Source organism: Larkinella soli (assembly GCF_003703975.1).
Taxonomy (GTDB): domain Bacteria; phylum Bacteroidota; class Bacteroidia; order Cytophagales; family Spirosomataceae; genus Larkinella; species Larkinella soli.
This window is the reverse complement of record NZ_QTJY01000012.1, coordinates 59,430-80,444: the sequence shown is the minus strand read 5'-3', so window position 1 is coordinate 80,444 and position 21,015 is coordinate 59,430. Positions and strand designations below refer to the sequence as shown.

General features: G+C 61.3%; 18 protein-coding genes. 11 read left to right on the top strand and 7 right to left on the bottom strand.

Annotated elements, in window-relative coordinates:
* The first annotated feature begins 292 nt into the window (after positions 1 to 292).
* The 10 genes from DX909_RS19995 to DX909_RS19950 all read left to right on the top strand — a co-directional run bounded on the left by DX909_RS19995 (position 293) and on the right by DX909_RS19950 (position 13,962).
* Complete coding sequence (locus tag DX909_RS19995; protein ID WP_128546987.1) at positions 293 to 3,388, top strand: SusC/RagA family TonB-linked outer membrane protein; 3,096 nt, start codon at positions 293 to 295, stop codon at positions 3,386 to 3,388.
* Between the two features lie 15 nt (positions 3,389 to 3,403).
* Positions 3,404 to 4,843 carry a RagB/SusD family nutrient uptake outer membrane protein gene (locus tag DX909_RS19990; RefSeq protein ID WP_128546986.1) on the top strand — a complete coding sequence of 480 codons (1,440 nt, stop codon included), beginning with the start codon at positions 3,404 to 3,406 and terminating at the stop codon, positions 4,841 to 4,843.
* Between the two features lie 22 nt (positions 4,844 to 4,865).
* Positions 4,866 to 6,260, top strand: coding sequence for a GH39 family glycosyl hydrolase (locus DX909_RS19985; RefSeq protein ID WP_128546985.1), 1,395 nt, complete (start codon positions 4,866 to 4,868; stop codon positions 6,258 to 6,260).
* A 37-nt stretch (positions 6,261 to 6,297) separates the two neighbouring features.
* Complete coding sequence (locus DX909_RS19980; protein ID WP_128546984.1) at positions 6,298 to 8,028, top strand: sodium:solute symporter family protein; 1,731 nt, start codon at positions 6,298 to 6,300, stop codon at positions 8,026 to 8,028.
* A 131-nt stretch (positions 8,029 to 8,159) separates the two neighbouring features.
* Positions 8,160 to 8,861, top strand: a complete 702-nt coding sequence (locus DX909_RS19975; RefSeq protein ID WP_128546983.1) for an SDR family oxidoreductase — start codon at positions 8,160 to 8,162, stop codon at positions 8,859 to 8,861.
* Positions 8,858 to 9,565: an RraA family protein gene (locus DX909_RS19970; RefSeq protein WP_229311117.1), complete on the top strand. Its 708-nt coding sequence runs from the start codon at positions 8,858 to 8,860 to the stop codon at positions 9,563 to 9,565. The genes DX909_RS19975 and DX909_RS19970 overlap by 4 nt, the downstream gene beginning before the upstream one ends.
* The gene (locus tag DX909_RS19965; protein WP_128546982.1) at positions 9,566 to 11,683 is read left to right on the top strand and encodes a heparinase II/III domain-containing protein; all 2,118 of its coding nucleotides are present in this window, start codon (positions 9,566 to 9,568) and stop codon (positions 11,681 to 11,683) included.
* Positions 11,665 to 12,474 carry a sialate O-acetylesterase gene (locus DX909_RS19960; RefSeq protein ID WP_128546981.1) on the top strand — a complete coding sequence of 270 codons (810 nt, stop codon included), beginning with the start codon at positions 11,665 to 11,667 and terminating at the stop codon, positions 12,472 to 12,474. The genes DX909_RS19965 and DX909_RS19960 overlap by 19 nt, the downstream gene beginning before the upstream one ends.
* Positions 12,471 to 12,890: a VOC family protein gene (locus tag DX909_RS19955; protein ID WP_128546980.1), complete on the top strand. Its 420-nt coding sequence runs from the start codon at positions 12,471 to 12,473 to the stop codon at positions 12,888 to 12,890. Before DX909_RS19960 ends, DX909_RS19955 begins: the two co-directional genes overlap by 4 nt.
* A gap of 19 nt (positions 12,891 to 12,909) precedes the next feature.
* Positions 12,910 to 13,962, top strand: a complete 1,053-nt coding sequence (locus tag DX909_RS19950; protein ID WP_128546979.1) for a zinc-dependent alcohol dehydrogenase — start codon at positions 12,910 to 12,912, stop codon at positions 13,960 to 13,962.
* Here DX909_RS19950 and DX909_RS19945 read toward each other — a convergent pair.
* From DX909_RS19945 to DX909_RS19925, 5 genes are all read right to left on the bottom strand, one after another.
* Entirely contained in the window at positions 13,920 to 14,312 is a 393-nt protein-coding gene (locus tag DX909_RS19945; RefSeq protein WP_128546978.1) for a DUF983 domain-containing protein, read from the bottom strand. The genes DX909_RS19950 and DX909_RS19945 overlap by 43 nt on opposite strands.
* A 167-nt stretch (positions 14,313 to 14,479) precedes the next feature.
* Complete coding sequence (bla, locus tag DX909_RS19940) at positions 14,480 to 15,382, bottom strand: class A beta-lactamase, subclass A2 (protein ID WP_128546977.1); 903 nt, start codon at positions 15,380 to 15,382, stop codon at positions 14,480 to 14,482.
* Between the two features lie 104 nt (positions 15,383 to 15,486).
* Complete coding sequence (locus DX909_RS19935) at positions 15,487 to 17,838, bottom strand: TonB-dependent receptor (protein ID WP_128546976.1); 2,352 nt, start codon at positions 17,836 to 17,838, stop codon at positions 15,487 to 15,489.
* Between the two features lie 94 nt (positions 17,839 to 17,932).
* The gene (locus tag DX909_RS19930) at positions 17,933 to 18,313 is read right to left on the bottom strand and encodes a hypothetical protein (protein ID WP_128546975.1); all 381 of its coding nucleotides are present in this window, start codon (positions 18,311 to 18,313) and stop codon (positions 17,933 to 17,935) included.
* A gap of 73 nt (positions 18,314 to 18,386) precedes the next feature.
* Entirely contained in the window at positions 18,387 to 18,689 is a 303-nt protein-coding gene (locus DX909_RS19925; RefSeq protein ID WP_128546974.1) for a DUF1330 domain-containing protein, read from the bottom strand.
* A gap of 135 nt (positions 18,690 to 18,824) precedes the next feature.
* Between DX909_RS19925 and DX909_RS19920 the strand changes: the two genes are divergently transcribed.
* Positions 18,825 to 20,189, top strand: a complete 1,365-nt coding sequence (locus tag DX909_RS19920) for an AGE family epimerase/isomerase (protein ID WP_128546973.1) — start codon at positions 18,825 to 18,827, stop codon at positions 20,187 to 20,189.
* A 192-nt stretch (positions 20,190 to 20,381) separates the two neighbouring features.
* Here the strand turns inward: DX909_RS19920 and DX909_RS19915 are convergent, their stop codons facing one another.
* A complete protein-coding gene (locus DX909_RS19915) occupies positions 20,382 to 20,744 on the bottom strand; it encodes a PIN domain-containing protein (protein ID WP_229311116.1) in 363 nt (120 codons plus the stop codon).
* Positions 20,741 to 20,992: a hypothetical protein gene (locus tag DX909_RS19910; RefSeq protein ID WP_128546972.1), complete on the bottom strand. Its 252-nt coding sequence runs from the start codon at positions 20,990 to 20,992 to the stop codon at positions 20,741 to 20,743. Before DX909_RS19910 ends, DX909_RS19915 begins: the two co-directional genes overlap by 4 nt.
* Between the last annotated feature and the right edge of the window lie 23 nt (positions 20,993 to 21,015).

Below are 21,015 nucleotides of genomic sequence, written 5' to 3'. Positions count from 1 at the left end.
GATACTATATTATGGTTAGAGTTTATCATCATTAAAAAGGAAGGTTTTTTTGGGAAACAGGGCAGCCCGGCCCGAAGTTTTTATCGTCCGTATTATTATACTCTTTGGAGAGAATTGGGGATTTTTATAAAGTTCGGGCCGATGAAATTGTATTCTATCCGGATTCAGCTATCCATAAAATGCAATTCGAAAAATAAATTGTCCCATCGGCTTGCGGTGAATGGGGAGAAGATATATTATTGCATCGTTGAATAAAAATTTTACGATGATATAGTATATACGAAGCCCTCTCATGAAAACCCCCTTTGTCCTGCGCCTTTTTCTGAGTCTCTGCGCTGCGGTTCTGACGACCGCCGGGCTGATGGCCCAGCCGTCGGCCACCGTCAGCGGACGCGTCACCGATGAGAACGCCCAGACGCTGCCCGGCGTCAACGTGACCGTCAAAGGTACTCAGACCGGCACGACCACCTCGGCCGAGGGCGTCTACCGGCTCAATGTTCCGGCCGGTCGGACTGTGCTCGTGATCTCCTACGTGGGTTACCTGACCCGCGAGGTCGCCATCGACGGCCGCTCTACCCTCGACGTGCAGCTTCAGCCCGACAACAAGACGCTCGGCGAGGTGGTGGTGGTCGGCTACGGCACCCAGGAGAAGAAGGACCTGACCGGCGCCATTGCCTCCGTCGGGGCCAAAGACATTCAGAAGCTGCCGGTTTCGGGCGTCGATCAGGCGCTGCAGGGTCAGGTAGCCGGCCTCCAGATTTCACAGAGCAACGGGGCGCCGGGGGCCAATACCAGCATCCTGATCCGGGGCATCGGCTCGATTTCGGGCGGCAACGAACCGCTGTTCGTCATCGACGGCTACCCCGTCACCAATTCCGGCATCGGAAACCCGCTGAACACCATCAACCCGAACGACATCGAATCCGTCGACGTCCTGAAAGATGCTTCATCGACCGCCATTTACGGGTCGCGTGGCTCCAACGGGGTCATCATGATCACCACCCGGCGGGGGAAGGCCGGCAAAACCCGCATCGAAGTCGATGCCTACACCGGATTTCAGGAGGTAGCCAAAAAACTGGACCTGATGAATACCCGCGAGTTTGCGCAGTTCGTCATCGACGGGCGCAACAACGGCTATCTGGACAACGTCGCCGGTGCCAACATCAGCGACCCCAACAGCAAGCGTCCCAACTCCTACCAGATCCCGTCGGTGCTGCTCGGCGACCTGTCCCGGCTGCCCGACACCGACTGGCAGGACGCCATCTTTAGGCAGGCCCCGATCCGGAATTACCAGATTGCGGCTTCGGGCGGCAACGAAAACCTCCGGTATTCGGTCTCGGGCGGTTATTTCAATCAGAAAGGCATCATCATCAGTTCGGGCCTCGAACGGTATACGTTCCGGGTCAACCTCGACGCCCGGCTTTCGGATAAATTCAACGTCGGCATCACCATGCTGCCCAGCTTTACCCGACAGGACGACGTGAGCGCCATCGGGCATTCGGGCGGGGCGGTCGTGCAGTCGGCCCTTTCCCTGCCGCCTTATCTGCCCGTCTATAACGCCGACGGAAGCTATACCGTAACCAACCAGCCGACGGAAGGCAACATCTCGTATCCGCACCCCGTTCAGCTGGCCCGGGAACTGACCATCGAAGGGACCCAGTTCCGGTTTTTCGGCAATGCCTATGCGGAATATGCCCTGCTGAAGGACCTGAAATTCCGGGTCACCCTGGGAACCGACCTGAACTACTCCAAAAACCGCCGTTTTCAGCCGAATACCATCGACCCGACGACCATCCTGACCAACGCTTCCGCCACCAACAGCGAAGCCACCAACTGGCTCAACGAGAACACGTTCACCTATAAAAAGCGGTTCGGCGATCATGCGCTGGATGCCGTCGCGGGGTTTACGGCCCAGAAAGCCTACGCCAACTCGATGAACGCCCAGGCCACCAAATTTCCGGATAATCTCATCGACAACATCAACGGCGGTATCGTCAACGCCGGGGGAGAGTCCATCACGGTTCATACGATGCTCTCTTACCTCGCCCGGGTCAATTACGGCTACAAGGACCGGTATCTGCTGACGGCCACCCTCCGGCGCGACGGCTCCTCCCGCTTCGGGGCCGATAACCGCTGGGGAACGTTCCCTTCGGCCTCGGTCGGCTGGCGGGTGTCGGAAGAACCGTTTCTGAAGGGACTGCGCTTCCTGTCCGACCTGAAACTCCGCGCCAGCTACGGCCTGACGGGGAATAATGCCATCGGCGACTACCGGGCCATCGGTCTCCTGCGCGACGCCAACTACGTGATCGGCAACGCGCTGACCCCGGGGCTGGCCCGCTCGACCTTCACCAACGGTCTGCTGGGCTGGGAGTCCATGAAGCAGCTGGACCTGGGCATCGACCTGGCGCTGTTCAATAACCGCCTGTCGATTACCGCCGATTACTACGACAAACGGAATACCGACATGCTGTTCAACATCCAGACGCCTTCGGCTACCGGTCTGACCAGCGCCATCGTCAACCTCGGGGAGGTGCAGAACCGGGGCGTCGAACTGTCGCTGACGACCCGCAACACCACCGGTGCCTTCAAATGGACGACCGGCTTCAATCTGACCGCCAACCGTAACCGGGTGCTGTCGATGAGCACCGAGGCCGAACGGATTTTCAGCACGGCGGCCGGCCGCGCCAACTACGCCGTTACCCAGGCCGGGGATCCCATCGGCAGCTTCTTCGGCCGCCGGACCCTCGGCGTCTTCCAGACCGACGAGGAGGCCACCGCCTACGGAAAACAGCCCTTCGCGAAAGCCGGAGACTTCAAATGGGCGGACCTCAATAACGACGGGCGCGTCGACGACAACGACCGGGAGGTGATCGGCAGTCCGCATCCGAACCTGTTCTTCGGATTCAACAACAATTTCTCTTACCGGGGCTTTACACTCGACGTGCTGACCAACGGAATGGTCGGGCAGGAGATTTTCGACGCCACCTTCATGATCAACAATGCCGGGGTCCAGAATCAGCTCCGGGAGGTTTACGAAAACCGGTACGTTTCGCCCGCGCAGCCCGGCAACGGCGTGTATGGGCGCAGCATCCGGGGCAGCCGCAATAACAACAACGTGTTCAGCACGTCCTACCTGTTCGACGGCTCGTTCTGGCGCATCCGGAACGTTTCGCTGAGTTATACGCTGCCCGGCTCGCTGACCAACCGGCTGAAAATGAACGGTATCCGCGTGTATGCGACGGCCACCAACCTGTTTACGATTACGAAGTACCACGGCTACGATCCGGAAGTCAGCAACTCCGGCGACGACCTGCGGGCGGCCGGGCTGGACTTCGGTACCTATCCGCAGGCGCGTACGTATACGTTTGGCCTGAACCTGACCTTTTAAACCTGCCTGAAAACCATGAAAAAAATCGTATCCCTCTGCGTTCTCCTGCTCCTGGGCGGGTGCAGCGAGAGTTTCCTGGACGAGGTGCCCCAGGCCGAACGCAGTGAAACCAACTTTTACCGGACCACCGAGGATTTTTACAACGCCGTCGTCGGGGCCTACAGCACCCTCAAAAACGCAGGCCTGTACGGTTCCGGAAGCGGGGCCCTTTTTGCCATGACTGAAGTCGTTTCCGACAACACGGACCTGGGCGTGACGCGGCAGGCCCTCAATGCCTCGACCTACGAAATCGAAGATCTGCTCGTCACCATCACCAACGCGACGGTCGGGTCGGCCTGGACGGGGCATTATCTGGGCATTGCCCGGACCAACGCCATCCTGGATCGCCTTCCGGCGGCCGCCGTTCCGCAGGCCGGCAAAGACCGTTTCGAGGGCGAAGCCCGGTTTCTCAGGGCTTTGTTTTATTTCAACCTGGTCCGGCTGTTCGGGGACGTGCAGCTGATAACCAAAGAAATCGCTTCTCCGTACGGCGCCAACACCCTGACCCGCAGCCCGGCCGCCGAGGTCTATGCCCTGATCGTCGAAGACCTGAAGGTGGCGAAGGAGAAACTCCCGGCCACCCTTCCGGCCGCCGAAGCCGGCCGGGCCTCGCGCGGAGCCGCCGGAGCCCTGCTCGGGAAAGTCTACCTGACGCTCAAACAATACGACAACGCGGTGGCGGTGCTGAAGGAGGTCATCGAGGCCAAAACGTATGATCTGATGCCCGGCTTCGCGGCCGTGTTCAGCCCGACCACCTCGTACGTCGCCAATCGGGAAGTCATTTTTGCCGTGCCCTATGTTTCCGGGCAAATCGGGCAGGGGTCGGAGATGTGGTCCAACTGGGCTCCCTTCAATGCCGGTGTGGCCCTGCTCGGCACCGGGGGCGGCAACGGGGGCGGCTTCAACCGGCCGACGGCCGATCTGGCCGGCGCCTTCGAACCCGGGGACCTGCGAAAGGAGGCTTCTCTGCTGACTTCTTTTAAAAATGCCCAGGGCCGGGACGTCAATGATGCGTATGTGGTCAAATTCCGTCAGCAAGGCGCGCTGGCCGGTGATTCGGACGTGGATTTTCCCGTGCTGCGGTATGCCGACGTGCTGCTGATGGTGGCCGAAGCGCTCAACGAAACCGGTAAAACCGCCGAGGCCTTACCCTTTCTGAACCAGGTCCGGAAACGGGCCGGTCTGGCCGACAAGCCGCTGCTGAGTCAGGCGGATTTCAGGCTGGCCGTCGAACAGGAGCGCCGGGTCGAACTGGCGTTTGAGAACCACCGCTGGTTCGACCTGGTCCGGACCGGCCGCTACCTGCCGGTATTGTCGGCCAAAGGCTTTAAAATCAAGGATTTTCACCGGTTCTATCCTATCCCGCAGCGCGAGATCGACCTGAATAAAACGCTGACGCAGAATACCGGGTACTGAACTCTCTTTTTCCTGCATGATTATGTTCAAAACGATTCTCATTTTCTTAGGGCTGGGATGCCGGATGGCCTCCGCCCAGCCGCAGCCGGACTGGAAGGAAGCCGGACAACTGAAAACCCGCGACGCCAAAGCCATCCAATCCAGCACCTGGAGCATCGGGGGCGAAACCCTCGACCGGGACTATACGGATTATCAGTCCTATAAAACCTACCTCGGCCCGCTGGGGGCCAAGCGCATCCGCCTGCAGGGCGGCTGGGCCAAGTGCGAGAAAGTGAAGGGAAAATACGACTTCGCCTGGCTCGACGCCGTTATCCCGGATGCGGCCTCGCGGGGCGTGGCGCCCTGGGTGGAACTGTCGTACGGCAACCCGATCTACGAGGGCGGGGGCGAAGCCAAACTGGCGGGCCATATTCCTACCTCGCCGGAAGCTCTGGCGGCCTGGGACAACTGGGTGCGGGCGATGGTCACGCGGTATAAAAACCAGGTGCCCGAGTGGGAAATCTGGAACGAACCCGACCTGAACCCGTCTCATACCGGCACCGAAATCGGAGAATTCTACGTCCGCACCGCCCGGCTCGTCAAAAGCATTCAGCCCGACGCCCGGCTCATCGCTCTCGGGATGGCGAGCGTCAACAAGCTGGATTTCGTCCGGGACTTCATGGAGGTGCTCAAGCGCGAAAACGCCCTCGACCTGATCGACATCATGACCTACCACGGCTATTCGCCCAACCCCGACCTTTCCTACCCCGGCATCGAAAAACTGCGGGCGCTGGTCTGGCAGTATAAGCCGGGGGTGGTGTTCATGCAGGGCGAGAACGGCGCTCCCTCGACGGCCAAACCCATCGGGGCCATGCGCGAGTTCGACTGGACCGAGCTGACCCAGGCCAAGTGGGACCTCCGCCGGATGCTGGGCGACCACGGACGCGGCATCGCCACCAACCTGTTCACCATCAGCGACATTCATTATGAAGCCGGCGACCATATGGTGGGCGTCAACACGAAGGGCCTCCTGAAAACCAACCCGGACAAGACCATCGAGCGGCCCAAACTGGCCTACAAAGCCGCCCAGTATGTGTTTTCGCTGTTCGACGACCAGATCGAAACCCGGACGCAGGTCCGGCCCACCACCGACCGCGAGACGGTCAACGCCTTCGCTTACCGCCACCGGAAAACCGGGGCCGCTCTCGTGACGGTCTGGAGCAAAGAAGCCCGGCCCGCCGATGCGTATGAACCCAAACCGACCACTCTGACCGTCGAGGGACAGTTCAGACGGCCGGTTTTCGTGGACCTGATTACGGGGAAGTATTACGAGATTCCGAAAGAAAACTGGAAGAAATCCGGTAATAATCATACGTTTACGGGCATCCCGGTGCCCGACTATCCGGTGCTGATCGCCGATGCGTCGGCCGTTCAGTAAGCCGCCCGAACCGGTTTACTCCTAACCCCTGACCCCCATGAAAACCCTGCAAACTCTGGACTACTGGGCCATCGTCATCTACATGCTGCTCATGGCGGGCATCGGGCTGTTTCTGGGCCGTTTCATCAAAAATGTCGGTGACTATTTCAAGGGCGGCAACGCGATTCCGTGGGTGTCGGGGGCCATCAGCAACTTCATGACCAAGTTCAGCACCTTCATGTTCGTGGCCTACGCCGGCATCGCCTACCAGCACGGCTTCGTGGCGCTGACGCTGATCTGGAGTACGGTGCTGCCCGCGCTGGTCGGGGTGGCGGTATTTGCCAAACGCTGGCGCCGGGCGGGCGTGCTGACGCCGATGGAACTGCTCGAAACCCGGTTCAATGCGCCGGTGCGGCAGCTGTTTGCCTGGTCGGGGGTGTTTTTCAAGATTCTGGACAACATGGTCCGCCTGTATGCCCTCGGGCTGTTCGTCAAAACGGCGGCCGGGCTGAGTCTGGAACAGGCCATTCTGGGCTGCGGCATCATCGTGGCGCTCTACACCATCGCCGGCGGTTTGTGGGCGGTGGTCGTTACGGACGTCGTGCAGTTCATCATCCTGATGGTGGCGACGCTCATTCTGGTGCCGCTGACGATGCAGGCCGCCGGCGGGATTCCGAAGATGATGGAAACCCTTCCGCAGCACTTCGACCCCTTCAACGGCCCGAAGGGAATGCCGCTTTATCTGTCGGTATACTACCTCATGATTCTGGTGAAATACAGCGGCAACTGGACCTTCATCCAGCGGTTCTACAGCGTCCGCGACGAGCGGGCCAGCCAGAAACAGGGGCTGCTGACGGCGGTTTTCTTCTTCCTGTTCCCGGTGGTTTTTCTGTTCCCGTCCATTGCCGCCCGGGCCATCCTTCCGGATCTCGAAAATCCGGAAATGGCTTATGTGAGCGTCTGCCTCAAACTGCTGCCCGAAGGCATCATGGGCCTGATGGTGGCGGCCATGTTCGCGGCCACGATGTCGGTGCTGAGCGGAGAATATAACGTCACGGCGGGCGTCCTGACCCGCGACATCTACCAGCGGCTGTTCAACCCGGAGGCCGGGGAGAAGGAGACGCTGTGGGTCGGTCGGCTGATGACGCTGGCCCTCGGGGGCGTCGTCACGGTTGGGGCGCTATACGTCGGCGGGTTCGGCGGAGCGTTCGAGGCCAACAAGCTGTTTACGGGCCTGTTTGCCATTCCGATGACGCTGCCGCTGATTCTGGGCATCGTGCTGAAACGCCCGCAGCCCTGGGGGGCGCTGGCGACCGTGATCGTCGGCATGGCCATCGGGCTGGTGCTGAACATGACGCCTTCCATTTCCTGGGAGCTGGCGACGCTCATCGAAATCCTGACCTGCGTGGCGGTTTTCCTGCTGTCGGGGCTGGCCCCGGCGAAGGATGCGGCCTATCGCCGGCGCATCGAGGCCTTTTTCCGCCGGCTGGCTACCCCGCTCACGGAGGCCGAGAAGCCCCGCGAGGACCCGGCTTTCATGCGTTCGATGAACCGGCTGTATGCCGTGGCGCTGGCCGTCACGGGCGGCCTGTTCATGACCATGAGCGGCCCCTCCCTCGACCAGACCAGCGGCCGCTTTGCGTTCGGAGCCGGGGTGATCTGCCTCGTGCTGGCGGGCGTCCTGTGGTTCTGGACGCGCGGCAGGTCAAACCGACGGAAAGACCTGGCAGAACCGGAAAGCGCCCTGACACCCCCCAGCCCCGCACCGGCGGCCCGGCCTCCTTGGTAAGGAGGGGAGTGCGCTGCCGGTTTCAACGCTCCGCGAAGCCACCCCCTCCTGTTTTAGGAGGCCGGGCCGCCGGTGCGGGGCCTGGGGGTGATCTCCCGGCAGGAAAAAAGAGAAGAAATAACTATTAATCAATGGATTACATCGAAAATAAAGTCGTTTTTATTACCGGCGCATCGGGCGGTATCGGACGGGAAACCGCCCGGCAGCTCCTCGATCAGGGCGCGAAGGTGTTCGATTTCAGCCGCACCCACCAACTGGCCGACGAAGCGCCCCATCCGAACCTGCGCTCCTTCCGGGGCGACGTCAGCCGCGAAGCGGACGTGATGGCCGGGTTTGCGGCCTGCACGGAAGCCTTCGGGACGGTGGACGTCCTGATCAACAACGCCGGGCTGGGATCGCTCACCACCGACCTGTCGGCGACCGAACTGGAGGTATACGAAGAAATGGTGAATGTGAATATGCGCGGGGTGTTCCTCTGCAACCGCGAAGCCCTGAAGATCATGAAACCCCGGAAACAGGGCCATATCCTGACGGTGGTTTCGATGGCCGGGCAGCGGACCAACCCCAACGCCCCGGTCTACGCGGCTTCCAAGTTCGGTGCGCGGGGCCTCAGCAGCGGGCTGGCCGACCAGGTGATCCGCGAGGGCATCAAGGTCACCGACGTCAACCCGGGCCCGACCGACAGTAACTATTGGGGCGACCGCCAGGTGCCCCGGGAGAAATTTCTCCAGGTCGGCGATGTGGCCCGCGTGATCCTGTTCGTACTGAATCAGCCCGAAGCCGTGCTGATTCGAGAAATCAATTTCGACAACATGAAATTTTTAGCCGGATGAATACGAAACTTCCCCCTCTGAACGGCAACGGGCACCACAAACCCGCCTTTCCCATTCCGATTTCCGAAATGCGGGAGCGGTACCTGAACCTGTATACCGGCGCCGTCAACGACGTGCTTCGCTTCCGGTATAACCTCCAGACCACCAGCCTGCCGGCCCATTTTGCGCCCCTCCGCGAGCACATGAAGCTGGCCGGGGTGGCCTTTACGGTGAAGGGCGCGCCCGACATCACGACCGACGGCGAAATGGAAATGCGGGCCGGGATGCTCGAAGCCCTGCATGAGAACTCCGTTGTAGTCTGGGACTGCACCGGCGACACGGTCACCTCCCAATGGGGTGAGGTCATGACCATGGCGGCCGCCAATGCCGGGTGCCGGGGGGCCGTCGTCAACGGTATTCGCGATACGCATTCCATTCTGGAACAGGGCTTTCCCGTCTTTTACCAGTATAAGTCGAATACCGGCATGCTCGGCCGCTTCCGGATGTATTATTACCAGAAGCCGATCCTGATGGGAGCGGTGGTGGTGCAGCCCGGCGACTGGATCTTCGGTGACATCGACGGCGTGATCGCCATCCCGCAGGACATCGCCTACGACGTGCTGCTGGCGGCCGAGGAAGTGGTCCATAAGGAAAGTGACATCAAGGACATGGTTTCATCCGGCCTCAAACCGACCGAAGTGGTGGCCAAAGGCGGCTATTTCTGAATGGAAAAAGTGCTGTCCACCCCGCATCCGGTTCACGACCCGCCCCCGGCCCGCGAGCCGGTGTTCCTGACCACGGCCGAACGGCAGGCCATTCTGACCGGACGGCAGGAACCGGGCTCGCTGCTGAACCGGTTTTATGCCGCCCTGCGGAAGCGGGTCTACGAGCGGGTCGAAACCGGCGGTCTGCTGGGGCCGGACGCCCGGACGCTCTGGTATTACCCCACGGCTGAATACCTCTCGGATGCGGCCCTGCTGTACGCCCTCGAACCCGAACAACGGCTGGCCGACTGGATTCACCGGGTCGGGCTGGAACTGGCCCGGCGGTCGGCCGGGGAGTGGGTCGGACCGCCCTTCCGCAGCCATGCCGAACCGCTGACCGGTCATCTCGAAACCGCCCACCTCGGCTGGGGCCTCGCGGCCGTACTCGACCTGGCCGATGCGGTATATACCGAAGACGAACGCACCGAAATCCGTACCGCCCTGCGCGAGAAGGGCATCGCCCTCTGTCGCCGGTGGCTCGACACCAACACCCACCTCGCCAACTGGCGGGGCATCCTGACGGCCGGGGTGCTGGTGCCTGCGGCCGTGCTGGGCGACGCGAATCTGATCGACGAAATGCTGCCGCTGTGGACGCTCTGCGCCGGGGCCTTTCAGTCCGACGGCTCCTACGGCGAATCGCTGCAATACGGCAATTACCTGAGTCTGGCCCTGACGCTGGCCTACGAAGCGGTCTGCCGGCGGTTTCCGGAAAAAGCCGCTGCGCTGGACGTGTCGGCCTACGGTCGCGGCATGGCCTGGGTGGCGTCGAGTATGTTCTACGCAAAACCGCTGGCTGACCCGTCCGGCAGGCTGACGTCCGATGAACCCCGGGCGCGGGCCGCCAACTTCAACGACAGCGCGGCCCTGTTCCGCCCCTCCGGCGACGTCCTGCTGCACCTGGCCGCCCGGAGTGCTTCGGAAACCGAGCGCGGGCTGGCCCGCGGGCTGTTCGACCGGTATTACGCGCCGGTGCCGGAACAGGGACCGCACGACCTGGCGACCTTCGGCATGCGCAACGACTGGGGCTTTCTGACCCTGCCGCTGCTGACCCATCCGTCGCGGCCGCTGTCACCGGAAGCGGCCGGGGTGTCGACGACAGCTTCGTTCAGTAACGGCCATGCCTTTCTGCGCGATGCCTGGGAGGGTGACACCGTCGTGGCCGTCAACGGCGGGGGCGACCCGCTCTGCGGCCCCGGCCACCTGCACGGCGACCTGAACAGTTTTATCCTCGTCCACCGGCAGGAGCGCCTGCTGGTCGATCCGGGACACAGTTGTTACCGTAATCTGATCCATGGGCTGGAAAGCGCCACCCAGACCCACAACACCTGCACCTTTCTGGTCGAAAACGAAGCCCTCGGCCTCCAGGAGGACCTGGCCAAGGCGGTATTGCTGGAACAGAAAAGCGTTCTGCCCCGGCGGAACATTATCGAAGGCCGCCCGGGCGAACCCGTCGACCGCGGCAACCGCCGGCTGATCGTCGCGCGGCAGGGCGAGGTGTCGGTGGTGGGCGCGGAAGCCGGTGCCGCCTACGGGCCGCCGATCCGCCGGTTCGAACGGTTCTGGCTGCTGGCCGGAAGCCGGACCCTGTTTGTCATCGACCGCATCGAGGCCGATGTGCCCGTCACGACGGTCTGGAACTGGCTGGTCAACCACCGCGATGGGCAGGCCCGATTCGATGCGTTTGCGGGGGGCATGACCGTCCGGCGCAACGGCTCGGCGCTGAAGCTGTTTCACGGAGGAACGGCGCGGCCCTCACATCCGGTATACGGTTTTGTCCACGACGCCTACCACGTCGAGCCGAATCAGGAGGGCGAGGGGCGGTCCGGCAGCGGCCTGCTGTTCCGGTGGACGGAAACCGCACCGGCCCACCGGCGGCTGGCGATCCACGCCCTCGCGCTGGACACCGCCGACCGGATCGACGAATGGACACTAACGAAGGAAGAAAACCGATTGACGCTGACCGACGGTAGAGAAACTTGGACACTCGCTTTTGACGAAGAAACGTTTCGGCTGCTTTCCGGCTCCGGCCGGCAGTGGACCGTTCAAAAGCAGGATCACCAATGGCTTCTTCTTCCCTGAAAACGGCGCTATGCCTTTTGTTAATGAACGTGCTGACGGCCTCCGTCGGCCGGGCGCAGTTCCCGCCCGCCGGCACCCAAAAGGTGCATCTGTATCTGCTCGTGGGGCAGTCGAACATGGCGGGCCGCGGCACGCCCGAACCCGCCGACCGGCAGCCGCACCCCCATATCTGGGTGCTGAACCGGGAAAACCGCTGGGTACCGGCCGCCGATCCGCTGCATTTCGATAAACCCGACGTGATCGGCGTGGGGCCGGGTTTGACCTTCGCTCGGGAAATGGCGAAAGCCGATACCTCGGTCTGGATCGGACTGATTCCGGCGGCAGCGGGCGGTTCACCCATCGACGCCTGGCAGCCGGGCGGGTATCACGACCAGACCAAAAGCCACCCTTACGACGACGCTCTGCTGCGGGCGCGGCTGGCGCAGAAGGACGGCACGCTGAAAGGCATCCTCTGGCACCAGGGCGAAAGCGACAGCAAGCCTGAACTGGCCCCGGCCTACGAAGCCAAACTGATTCGCCTGATCGGACGGTTTCGCCGGGAACTGAACGCGCCGGACGTGCCGGTCGTGGTCGGGACGCTGGGCGACTTCTGGGTGGCCCGTAACCCGGCCGCCGGACCAATCAACGAAACGCTGCGCGGATTGCCCGGAAAGGTAAGCCGGCTGGCCTGCGTTGATGCGGCCGGGCTGACCGACAAGGGCGATCACACCCATTTCGATACCCCTTCGGCCCGCGAACTGGGTCGTCGGTATGCGGCCGCCCTGCGGAAGCTTGAATCTTATAAACCATGAATACACTGAAAATCACCGGGGTCGATCATCCCGCCGTGGCGGCCGAAGACGTCGAACAACTGGCCGGCTGGTACTGCGATCTGTTCGGCTACGAACGCTGGTTCCATCATCCCAAACCCGTCTGGATGCTCCGGGCGCCCGACGGCACGCTGCTCGAAGTGATGCCCCGCGACGAAACCGCCCGCCCGACCCGGACCACCTGGACGCCCGGCTGGTCGCACCTGGCCCTCCGGGTGCCGAACCTCGACGAAGCCGTCGCCTGGCTGGATACGAAAGGGGTGAGCTGGGGCGGGGAGGTGATCGAGGCCATCGGCGGTGGCCGGGTCCGCACCCTCTACGACCCGGACGGCAACATGGTCCAGATCGTGGAACGGCCCGGCGTGGAGCAGCCCGGCGTGGAACGGCCCGGCTCTTAAAATCTAAAATTCCTTACGTATGAAAGCATTGTATTATACCGGAAATCAATCCTTCGAGGTCCGGCCGGGAGACCTTTTGCCGCTACAACCCGGCGAGGTCCGGCTGAAAGTGGCCTACTGCGGCATCTGTGGAACGGATGTACACATTTATCACGGCAAGATGGACCAGCGGGTGAAGATTCCGCAGGTGATCGGTCATGAAGTGGCCGGCGAAATTGCCGAAGTGGGTGAGGGCGTCGACGGCTGGCGGCCCGGCGAACGTGTGGCGGTGCGGCCGCTGCAACCGGGTCCGGAAGACGCTTCGGACAATGGGCAGCGCCACATCGGGAAGAATCTGAAGTTTATCGGCATCGATACGCCCGGCGGCATGCAGACCTACTGGAACGTGCCGGCCTATACGCTGCACCGACTGCCCGAAGAACTGCCGCTGCACCTCGGCGCGCTCATCGAGCCGCTGGCGGTGGCCTGTCACGACGTCCGGCTGGCCGGGCTGAAGGCCGGAGAGAAAGCCGTCGTGATCGGGGGCGGCCCCATCGGGATGCTCATCGCCCTGGTGGCCCGACAGAAGGGGGCCGGCGTGCTGGTTTCCGAGGTAAACGAAAACCGGCTGGAACTGGCCGAATCGCTCGGGCTGGCGGTGGTCAATCCGAAAGAATCCGATCTGACGGCGGCCGTGGAGCGGTTTACGGAAGGGACGATGGCCGACGTGGTGTTCGAGGTATCGGGCGTGGCGGCCGGGGTGGCGGCCATGACCCAGGTGGCGCGGGCGCGGGGCCGCATCGTCATGGTGGCCATTCATCCCGAACCCCGGCCCGTGGACCTGTTCCGGTTTTTCTGGCGGGAATTGCAGCTCATCGGCGCCCGGGTCTACGAACCCGAAGACTTCGAGGAAGCCATTCGGCTGGCGGCAGGTGATACCCTGCCCCTCGACCGGCTGATCACCGAAATCGCCCCGCTGGAGCGGGCCGGGTCGCTGTTCGAAGCCATCGACCACAACCCGGCCGGCATGAAATACCTGCTTCGGTGCGATCAGGACCGCCCGACCGAAAGCCGGGTTTTGGCCGGATCGTAGGAGACGAAGAAGGTGAGCCAGGTCCGGCGGGCCAGGCGGAAGAAGTAGGGAGTCAGCAGCACGAGCGTCGGCACCAGACCGGCGAGGTAATAATCCAGGTCGATCTTCAGCCAGCTGACGAACAGAAAGAAGGTAGCTAAAGTATACATCGTATAATAGGCGTAACTCACAAACATGGCCCCCCAGTAGAATCCCGGCTCCGGCGTCAGCACCTCTCCGCAGTGCGGGCAGTGGTCGTGCATCCGGTCGAAATGGCGGTGGTAGGCACTTTTCGTTACGAAGAAATCGCCCTCATGGCAACGGGGGCATTTGTTCCATACGATGCTGTATAACGGGCTGTTTTTGAACATGGCTATCGGACGTTTGATTGGCCCCTTTACCTGCCCGGCACATTGAACGCGGCAGGAGGAAGGGAGGTCACAAAGGTACCACCGCGCCGGTTGCGATAAAAAGACAAACCCCCTCATTCATGGTACATATCAACGATGAGGGGGTTGTGATTATAGTTTCGGCAGGCTCAGATCCAGGCGTCCCAGACGGCTTTGCTGATTTCGGCGATCACCTTCTCGCGCTGCTCCGAACCGGCCCGGGCGTCGGAGACGAACACCGCGATGGCCAGGTGCCGGCCGTCGGGCAGAGTCACGATGCCGATGTCGTTGGTGGCCGCCGTCACGCCGTTCACCGTTTGCGACGTACCGGTTTTATGGGCGACGGCGGTTCCGGGCGGCAGCAGCCCCCTGATGCGTTTCAGGCCGGTTTGAGTGTCGGTCATCAGCTTCAGCATCAGTTTGCGGCTTTCCGCCGACAGGCTGCCGCCCTGGTGGAGCAGCTTCAGCAGGGCCAGAGCCTCGTTCGGCGTCGCCCAGTTGCGGTACTGCACGTCCTCGGCGCTGCCGATTTCCTTCTCGGTATTGATCACCCGGACCCCTTTGACGCCGTTCTGCTCCAGATAGGCCGTCACGGCGGGCCCGCCCCCGATCAGCCGGAGCAGCACGTCGCAGGCCGAGCCGTCACTTTCCAGGACGTTGTAACGCAGCAACTCCCGAACGGTGGTTTCGGTGCCGTTGGGGTGGGCGTCCCGAAGGGGGCTGTGCTGGCGTTCGCCCACGTAATCGGCCTTCGTCACCGGCACTTTCTGATCAAGTTTCAACCGGCCCTGGTCGACCGCCCGCAGCACGGCCATGCCGATGGGCATCTTGTAGACGCTCTGCATCGGGAACCGGTCATCGCCGTTCAGGGAGACGGTTTTGCCGGTTTCGATCACCACGGCCGCAATCCCGACCTTGCCCTGGGCGGCAGCGGCAATGCGTTGGATTTCTTTTTCAAGCGCGGGGTCGGAACCGGCGGCAAGGGAGGTAACGGGAAAAGAGAGAATGAGAGAAAGAAAGAAGGCTGCCGGCTTCAAAAGGGATTTTCTCATAATGGTTAGGTTTTGCCGCTAAATTCATCGCTTTCTACCAAATTTTAAAACCGCCTGTCGAAAATCTCATCCCCTTTGAGTGATCGGTCAGCCTCCCGTTTCCGTCAGTTCCTTTTCCCGGCGAACGTATACTGAACCCCGAACACGAACGTCCGCGGAGCCGCCGGGGTGTAGGTGGTCCGGTCGGTGGCGTTGTTGCCCCGCGTGGCGTTGGTGGCATACAGCGCGTCGCTGAGGTTCAGCACGTTGGCAAACACCTCCAGCCCCTTCCACCGGTAGCCGGCCCGGAAATTCACCAGGTCGTAGCCGGGATACCGCACGGTATTGATCTGGTTCTGGTACCAGCCCGACACGTGCTGCCATTCGAGCGAGGTCCGGAAGTTTTTCAGCCAGACCGGATAGTAGCTGATCTCGCCGTTCCAGATGTACCGGGGCGCCGAGGGCATATCGCGCCCGTCGACGTTCTGCACCGCATCCGACGACCGGCGACTGAGCGTAAAGGTCACAAACCGATGGACGGCCTGCGTGCCGCCGAACCGCAGAAACCACTGCTTTGTGGGCCGGTAGGTCAGCCCCAGTTCCAGCCCCCGATGCAGCGTTTTCCCCGCCGACTGATAGTCGAAGGAGTTATCCGGCTGGCGGATGTTGAGCAGTTCGTCGGTGCCTGTCATGCGGTACAGCGCCCCGTCGATGTAAAGCCGGTTGCCGAGCAGCGAGGCCCAGCCGCCGATTTCGAGGTTGTCGAAGCGGGCGGGCCGCAGGTTATAGTAGAAAAGCTCACCGGTGGGCGTGGGAGTGGTCCGCTTCAGGAAAATCGACGTCAGGGCCGGGGGCGAAAAGCCGCGGGCGAAGTTGGCATACAGCCCCTTGCCGCGTCCGAGATCGTAGGTCAGCCCGGCTTTGGGCGACAACTGGCGGTACGATTTGCGGCCGGCGCTGCGGTCGAGGGCGTTGGAGTAATCGAAGGCCATCCGGTCGTAGCGCAGACCGGCCGAGAGCCGCAGCCGCCGAACCGGCTCCAGTTCCACCTGCGCATAGGCTGCCGTGTTGAAGAGGTCGGCGTCATAGTTCGCCAGCGGAAGGTCGGGCCGTACACGCACCAGCGAATACCGCTCGACGGAGCGTTTATCCGGCCGTAGGGTAGCCGTCAGCTCGGTCTGGTAGGCGGAATAGGTATTCGGGGAAAGATCGACCGTGGCCCCGGCAATGAGCCGGCCGTTTAGAACCGGCAGTTTCTGCGTGTGCTGGGCGATGAACCCGTAGCTGCGGAAATCGTTCGCGTTGATCTGGCCGGCGGCCGTGGCCGACCCCACCGTCCAGCGGATGGCGTAGGCCGGATTCTGACCCAGCCGGTTGTTCCGCACGAAGGCCGTCACGAACGACTGGCTTCCACTGTTTCCCCACTGGTGTTCGAGGGTCAGGCGGCTGCGGAGCGAAAACGTTTTTCGGTACGTAAAGTTGGTCGTGCTGACGTAGTTCCGGGCAAAGAAAGCCGTGCTGTCCACGCTGCCGCTGGTCCGGGAGTCGTAGTCGTTCCAGGAGAGCGTGCCGGTCAGGCGCGTGCGGTCCGAGAGGCCCAGTTCCATCCGGGTGAAAAACGAGGATTTGTCGTAGTCCGAGCCGGCCAGCCAGCCGTCGCGCTGCCGAGACACCAGCCCGCCGAGGTACATACCGAACCGGCCTTTCGTGGCTCCGGCCCCGAACTGAACCCGCCGGTAGCCGTACTGGTCGGCCTGGAGGCCGATGCGGGCGGTGGGCAGGGCGGTGGGCCGCTGCGTCAGGAAGTTGACCGCGCCCCCGACGGCCTCCGGGCCGTAAACCGACGACACCGGCCCTTTCACCACCTCGATGGAACTGATCGTAAACTGGTTCATTTCCAGCAGGGCGTTGTGGTTGAAGACTCCCATCGGCCGGACAGGAACGCCGTCTTCGAGATAAAGAAAGTAGGCATTGGTGGTCATCGGCTGCCGGATGGCCATGGAATGCTGTTCATTGCCGAGGTTGACCATCAGCACCCCTGGCGTTTTATTGATGACCTCGTAGAGGGCCGTCGGTTTGGTTTCTTCGATCAGCCGGGGTGAAAGCCGGGAGACGGCGATGGGCGTTTCGGTACGGAGGGCGGCTTCCCGGCTGCCCGTGACGATCACCGTCTGAAGGTTCTCGACGGCGGGTTCGAGGGCGATGCGCAGCGCCTGGCCGGGCCGGTATTCGACGGTTTGCCGGCGGTAGCCGACCGCCGAGGCTTCCACCCGGCTGACGCCGTCCGGAAGCGTGAAGGTCCCGGCCGCGTCGGTGACCGTTCCGGCGGCTCCGGGGTCGAAACGGAGGGTGACGCCCGGAACGGGTTCGTGAGTATGGGCGTCGAAGATCAGGTTCCGGGCGGCCGGTTGGGCGAGGGCCATAGCGGTGCCGGAAAGCCATAGCGCAGCGGCTATGAACCTTTGTATGAGAGTCATAGAGATTATGTCAATGGGTTGAAATGGTCATAGAGCATCCTGCCGGACGAAACGGCCGGCGGACGATGAGCCCGAAGACGGGGCAGGGGAGGGATCAGACGCGCGGAGGGCGGAACAGGGCGCTCAGGGGCACCGAATAGGCGGGAAGAAACGCGTGGGGCCGGATCGTTTCGGACAGAACGATCGGTACCGGGTGAAACCGGAAGGGCGTCGGGTGCTGGCAGAACAGCTGGACCACGGGCAGGTTCTGCACCCGTTCGGCGGTCTCCTGATCCTGCCGGTCCTGCTGGGCCCGCAGCTGTTTGGCGAGGTAGCATTTGCCGTCGCAGTGCAGCTGGGGTTTGTCGCGGTTTTGACACAGGACGCGGGCGATGTAATCCTTATTCACCTGGTAATACGCAATGGTCCCCCACTGACTGAACGTCGGCAGCAGCACGGCAAAAAGCCAGCTGTAGAGAAGGAGTTTGCGAACCATACAACAGGAATTCGGCCCGAAGGTACGACGCGAAACGGTAAAAACCCAACGGCCGTCGGTCTTCCGCGGCCGATTACAGGGCGGTTCCTTCAATGAGCAGGACCCGTCCGACCGATTCGTCTTTCAGGGCCATGTACTGAAGCCGCTCCGGATCGTCGCGGTAGGCTTCAAACTGCTCCCGGTCCGGAAAGCTCACCAGGTGAACTTCGTAAGGATGCCCCACAGTGGTCGCCAGCACCGAGGAGGCCGGCGACCGAAGCCGGAGAATCAGCTCGCCCTGATGGCGTTCCAGCAGCGGAAGCACTTGATCTTCAAACGCATGAAAAGCGGCCTCCTGTCCGGCCTTGACGAAAATAAGCTGAGTGTAGTAGAGCATGGGCTTCAATACTACATACTTTGCCTGACCTAACCCCGCTCCCAGGCCGTTCCGTGCAAAAAAATGATAAACCCGTACTACTGAGTAGGCCCGGCGCTCCGCTACCTTTGATGGGTATTCCTCAACCTTTGCCTTATGAAAATCGGTGTACTTTACCTCGGGCTGGCCCTGGCGGTACCGGGCGGCCCCGTAGGCGTCCGGGCGCAGACCCCGGCGCCCGAGCGGGCGCGGATCGCGGACGAAATGGAGAAGTCCATCCGGACCGAAATGCTCAATAAATGGTATCCGCAGGCCGTCGACCGGGAATACGGCGGTTTTCTGAGTACCTTCACCTACGACTTCAAACCCACCGGCGCGCAGGACAAGATGATCGTGACCCAGGCCCGCCATACCTGGACCACCGCCAAAGCCGCCGAACGCTATCCGTCCGTGGCCCACTACCGCGATAACGCCCGGCACGGCTTCCGGTTTCTGCGCGACGTGATGTGGGATAAGCAGTACGGCGGTTTCTACACGCTCGTCGACCGCCAGGGCAAGGTGAAGGGCGACGGCAGCAAGGAGGCCTACGGCAACGCCTTCGGCCTGTACGCCCTGAGCGCCTACTACCACCAGTCGAAGGACACGGCCGCGCTCAACCTGGCGAAGAAGTCCTTCCTCTGGCTCGAACGGCACAGCCACGACCCGGTCAAAAAAGGGTATTTCCAGCACCTGCGCCGGGACGGCACGCCCATCCGCCGGGATGCGTCGGTGTCCTCGACCTCCAACGTCGGGTACAAAGATCAGAACAGTTCCATCCACCTTCTGGAGGCTCTCACTGAACTCTACGCCGTCTGGCCCGACCCGCTCGTGCGCGAACGGCTCGATGAGATGCTGAAGCTGGTGCGCGACGTCATTACCACCCCCAAAGGCAATCTGGTGCTGTTTCTCCAGCCCGACTGGACGCCCGTTTCCTACCGCGACTCGTCGGAGGCCGTCATCCTGAAACACCGCTACATCGATCACCTGTCGTTCGGCCACGACGTCGAAACCGCCTACCTGATGCTGGAAGCCTCGCACGTGCTGGGGCTGAAAAACGACACCCGGACCCTCGAAGTGAGCAAACGGATGGTCGATCAGGCGCTGGCGAACGGCTTCGACAAACAGGTGGGCGGCTTTTACGATCAGGGGTATTATTTCCGGGACAAACCCGGTGTGACGATCATCGACCAGAGCAAAAACTGGTGGTCGCAGGCCGAGGGGCTGAACACCCTGCTGCTGATGGCCGACCGTTTTCCGAACGACCCGATGCGGTATTTCGACCAGTATAAGCTGCTCTGGAATTACTGCCAGACCTACCTCATCGACCACGAACACGGTGAGTGGTATGAGGAAGGACTTGACAAAGACCCCGAACGAAAAACCGGCAACAAGGGCCACATCTGGAAAGCCGCCTACCACGGCTACCGCGCCCTGACGGGGTGCGTGGACCGGTCGCGGCAGAAGGCAAAATCAGCGCATTGACCGCTTCCCTTCCTTCATTATTCGCTGTTCAGTATTCGATATTCAATACGGATTAAATCGGCGGTCGAGGGGCTCGAACACTTGCAGTGAAGGAAATTTAAACGTTAATGGGAGGTTAGCCGATGTGAAGTTGGTCGTATAACTCGCCGGTATTTAAAACCCGGTCAAAGCCCATCGCTTTCAAATGATTAATCAGTTTTTATCACCGGTCCAGAGCCAGCCGGATTTTTGCAGCGTCAAAGCAACGAAATTGATATCCTTGGCATCGACTCCCGAAGTCAGGCGATCGGCTTCCAGCCAGTGTTCTTTCTCAATGATCTTTTCATTCAGAAACTCCACCTGTTTTAAAATGGAATACAGAATCATGCTGACCGTTTCGGCCGGCTGTTTGGAAAGCTCGACAATTTTAGGCTGGTGTTTGAAAAGCTCAGCGATGGCGTAATAGCAACTGATACGCTCAATATGGGGTAAAGGACTAAAAAGGATTTCAGATATTCTGTTATTGGGTGATATACAAGCACTTAAAAGGATATTCGTATCGACGACGATGATCATGGGACAAAATGGTGCTTATTTTCAGACCACCATTTTTTGTCGATCTGATGGGCCAATTCGGCGGCCTGTTCTTCCGTTCCCCTATTTTGAGCGGTAATTTCAAGGATATTGATATAGTCGATCACCTTCTGAACCGCTTCCATATTGATAGAACCGTTCGTCTGGATGATGATATTCTGATCCTGCCGGGTAATAACCATGACTTCCGCTTTTTTAACAAAGATACTATTCCCTTCGCCAAAATTCAATCGACTTTATCTTATACATGCAA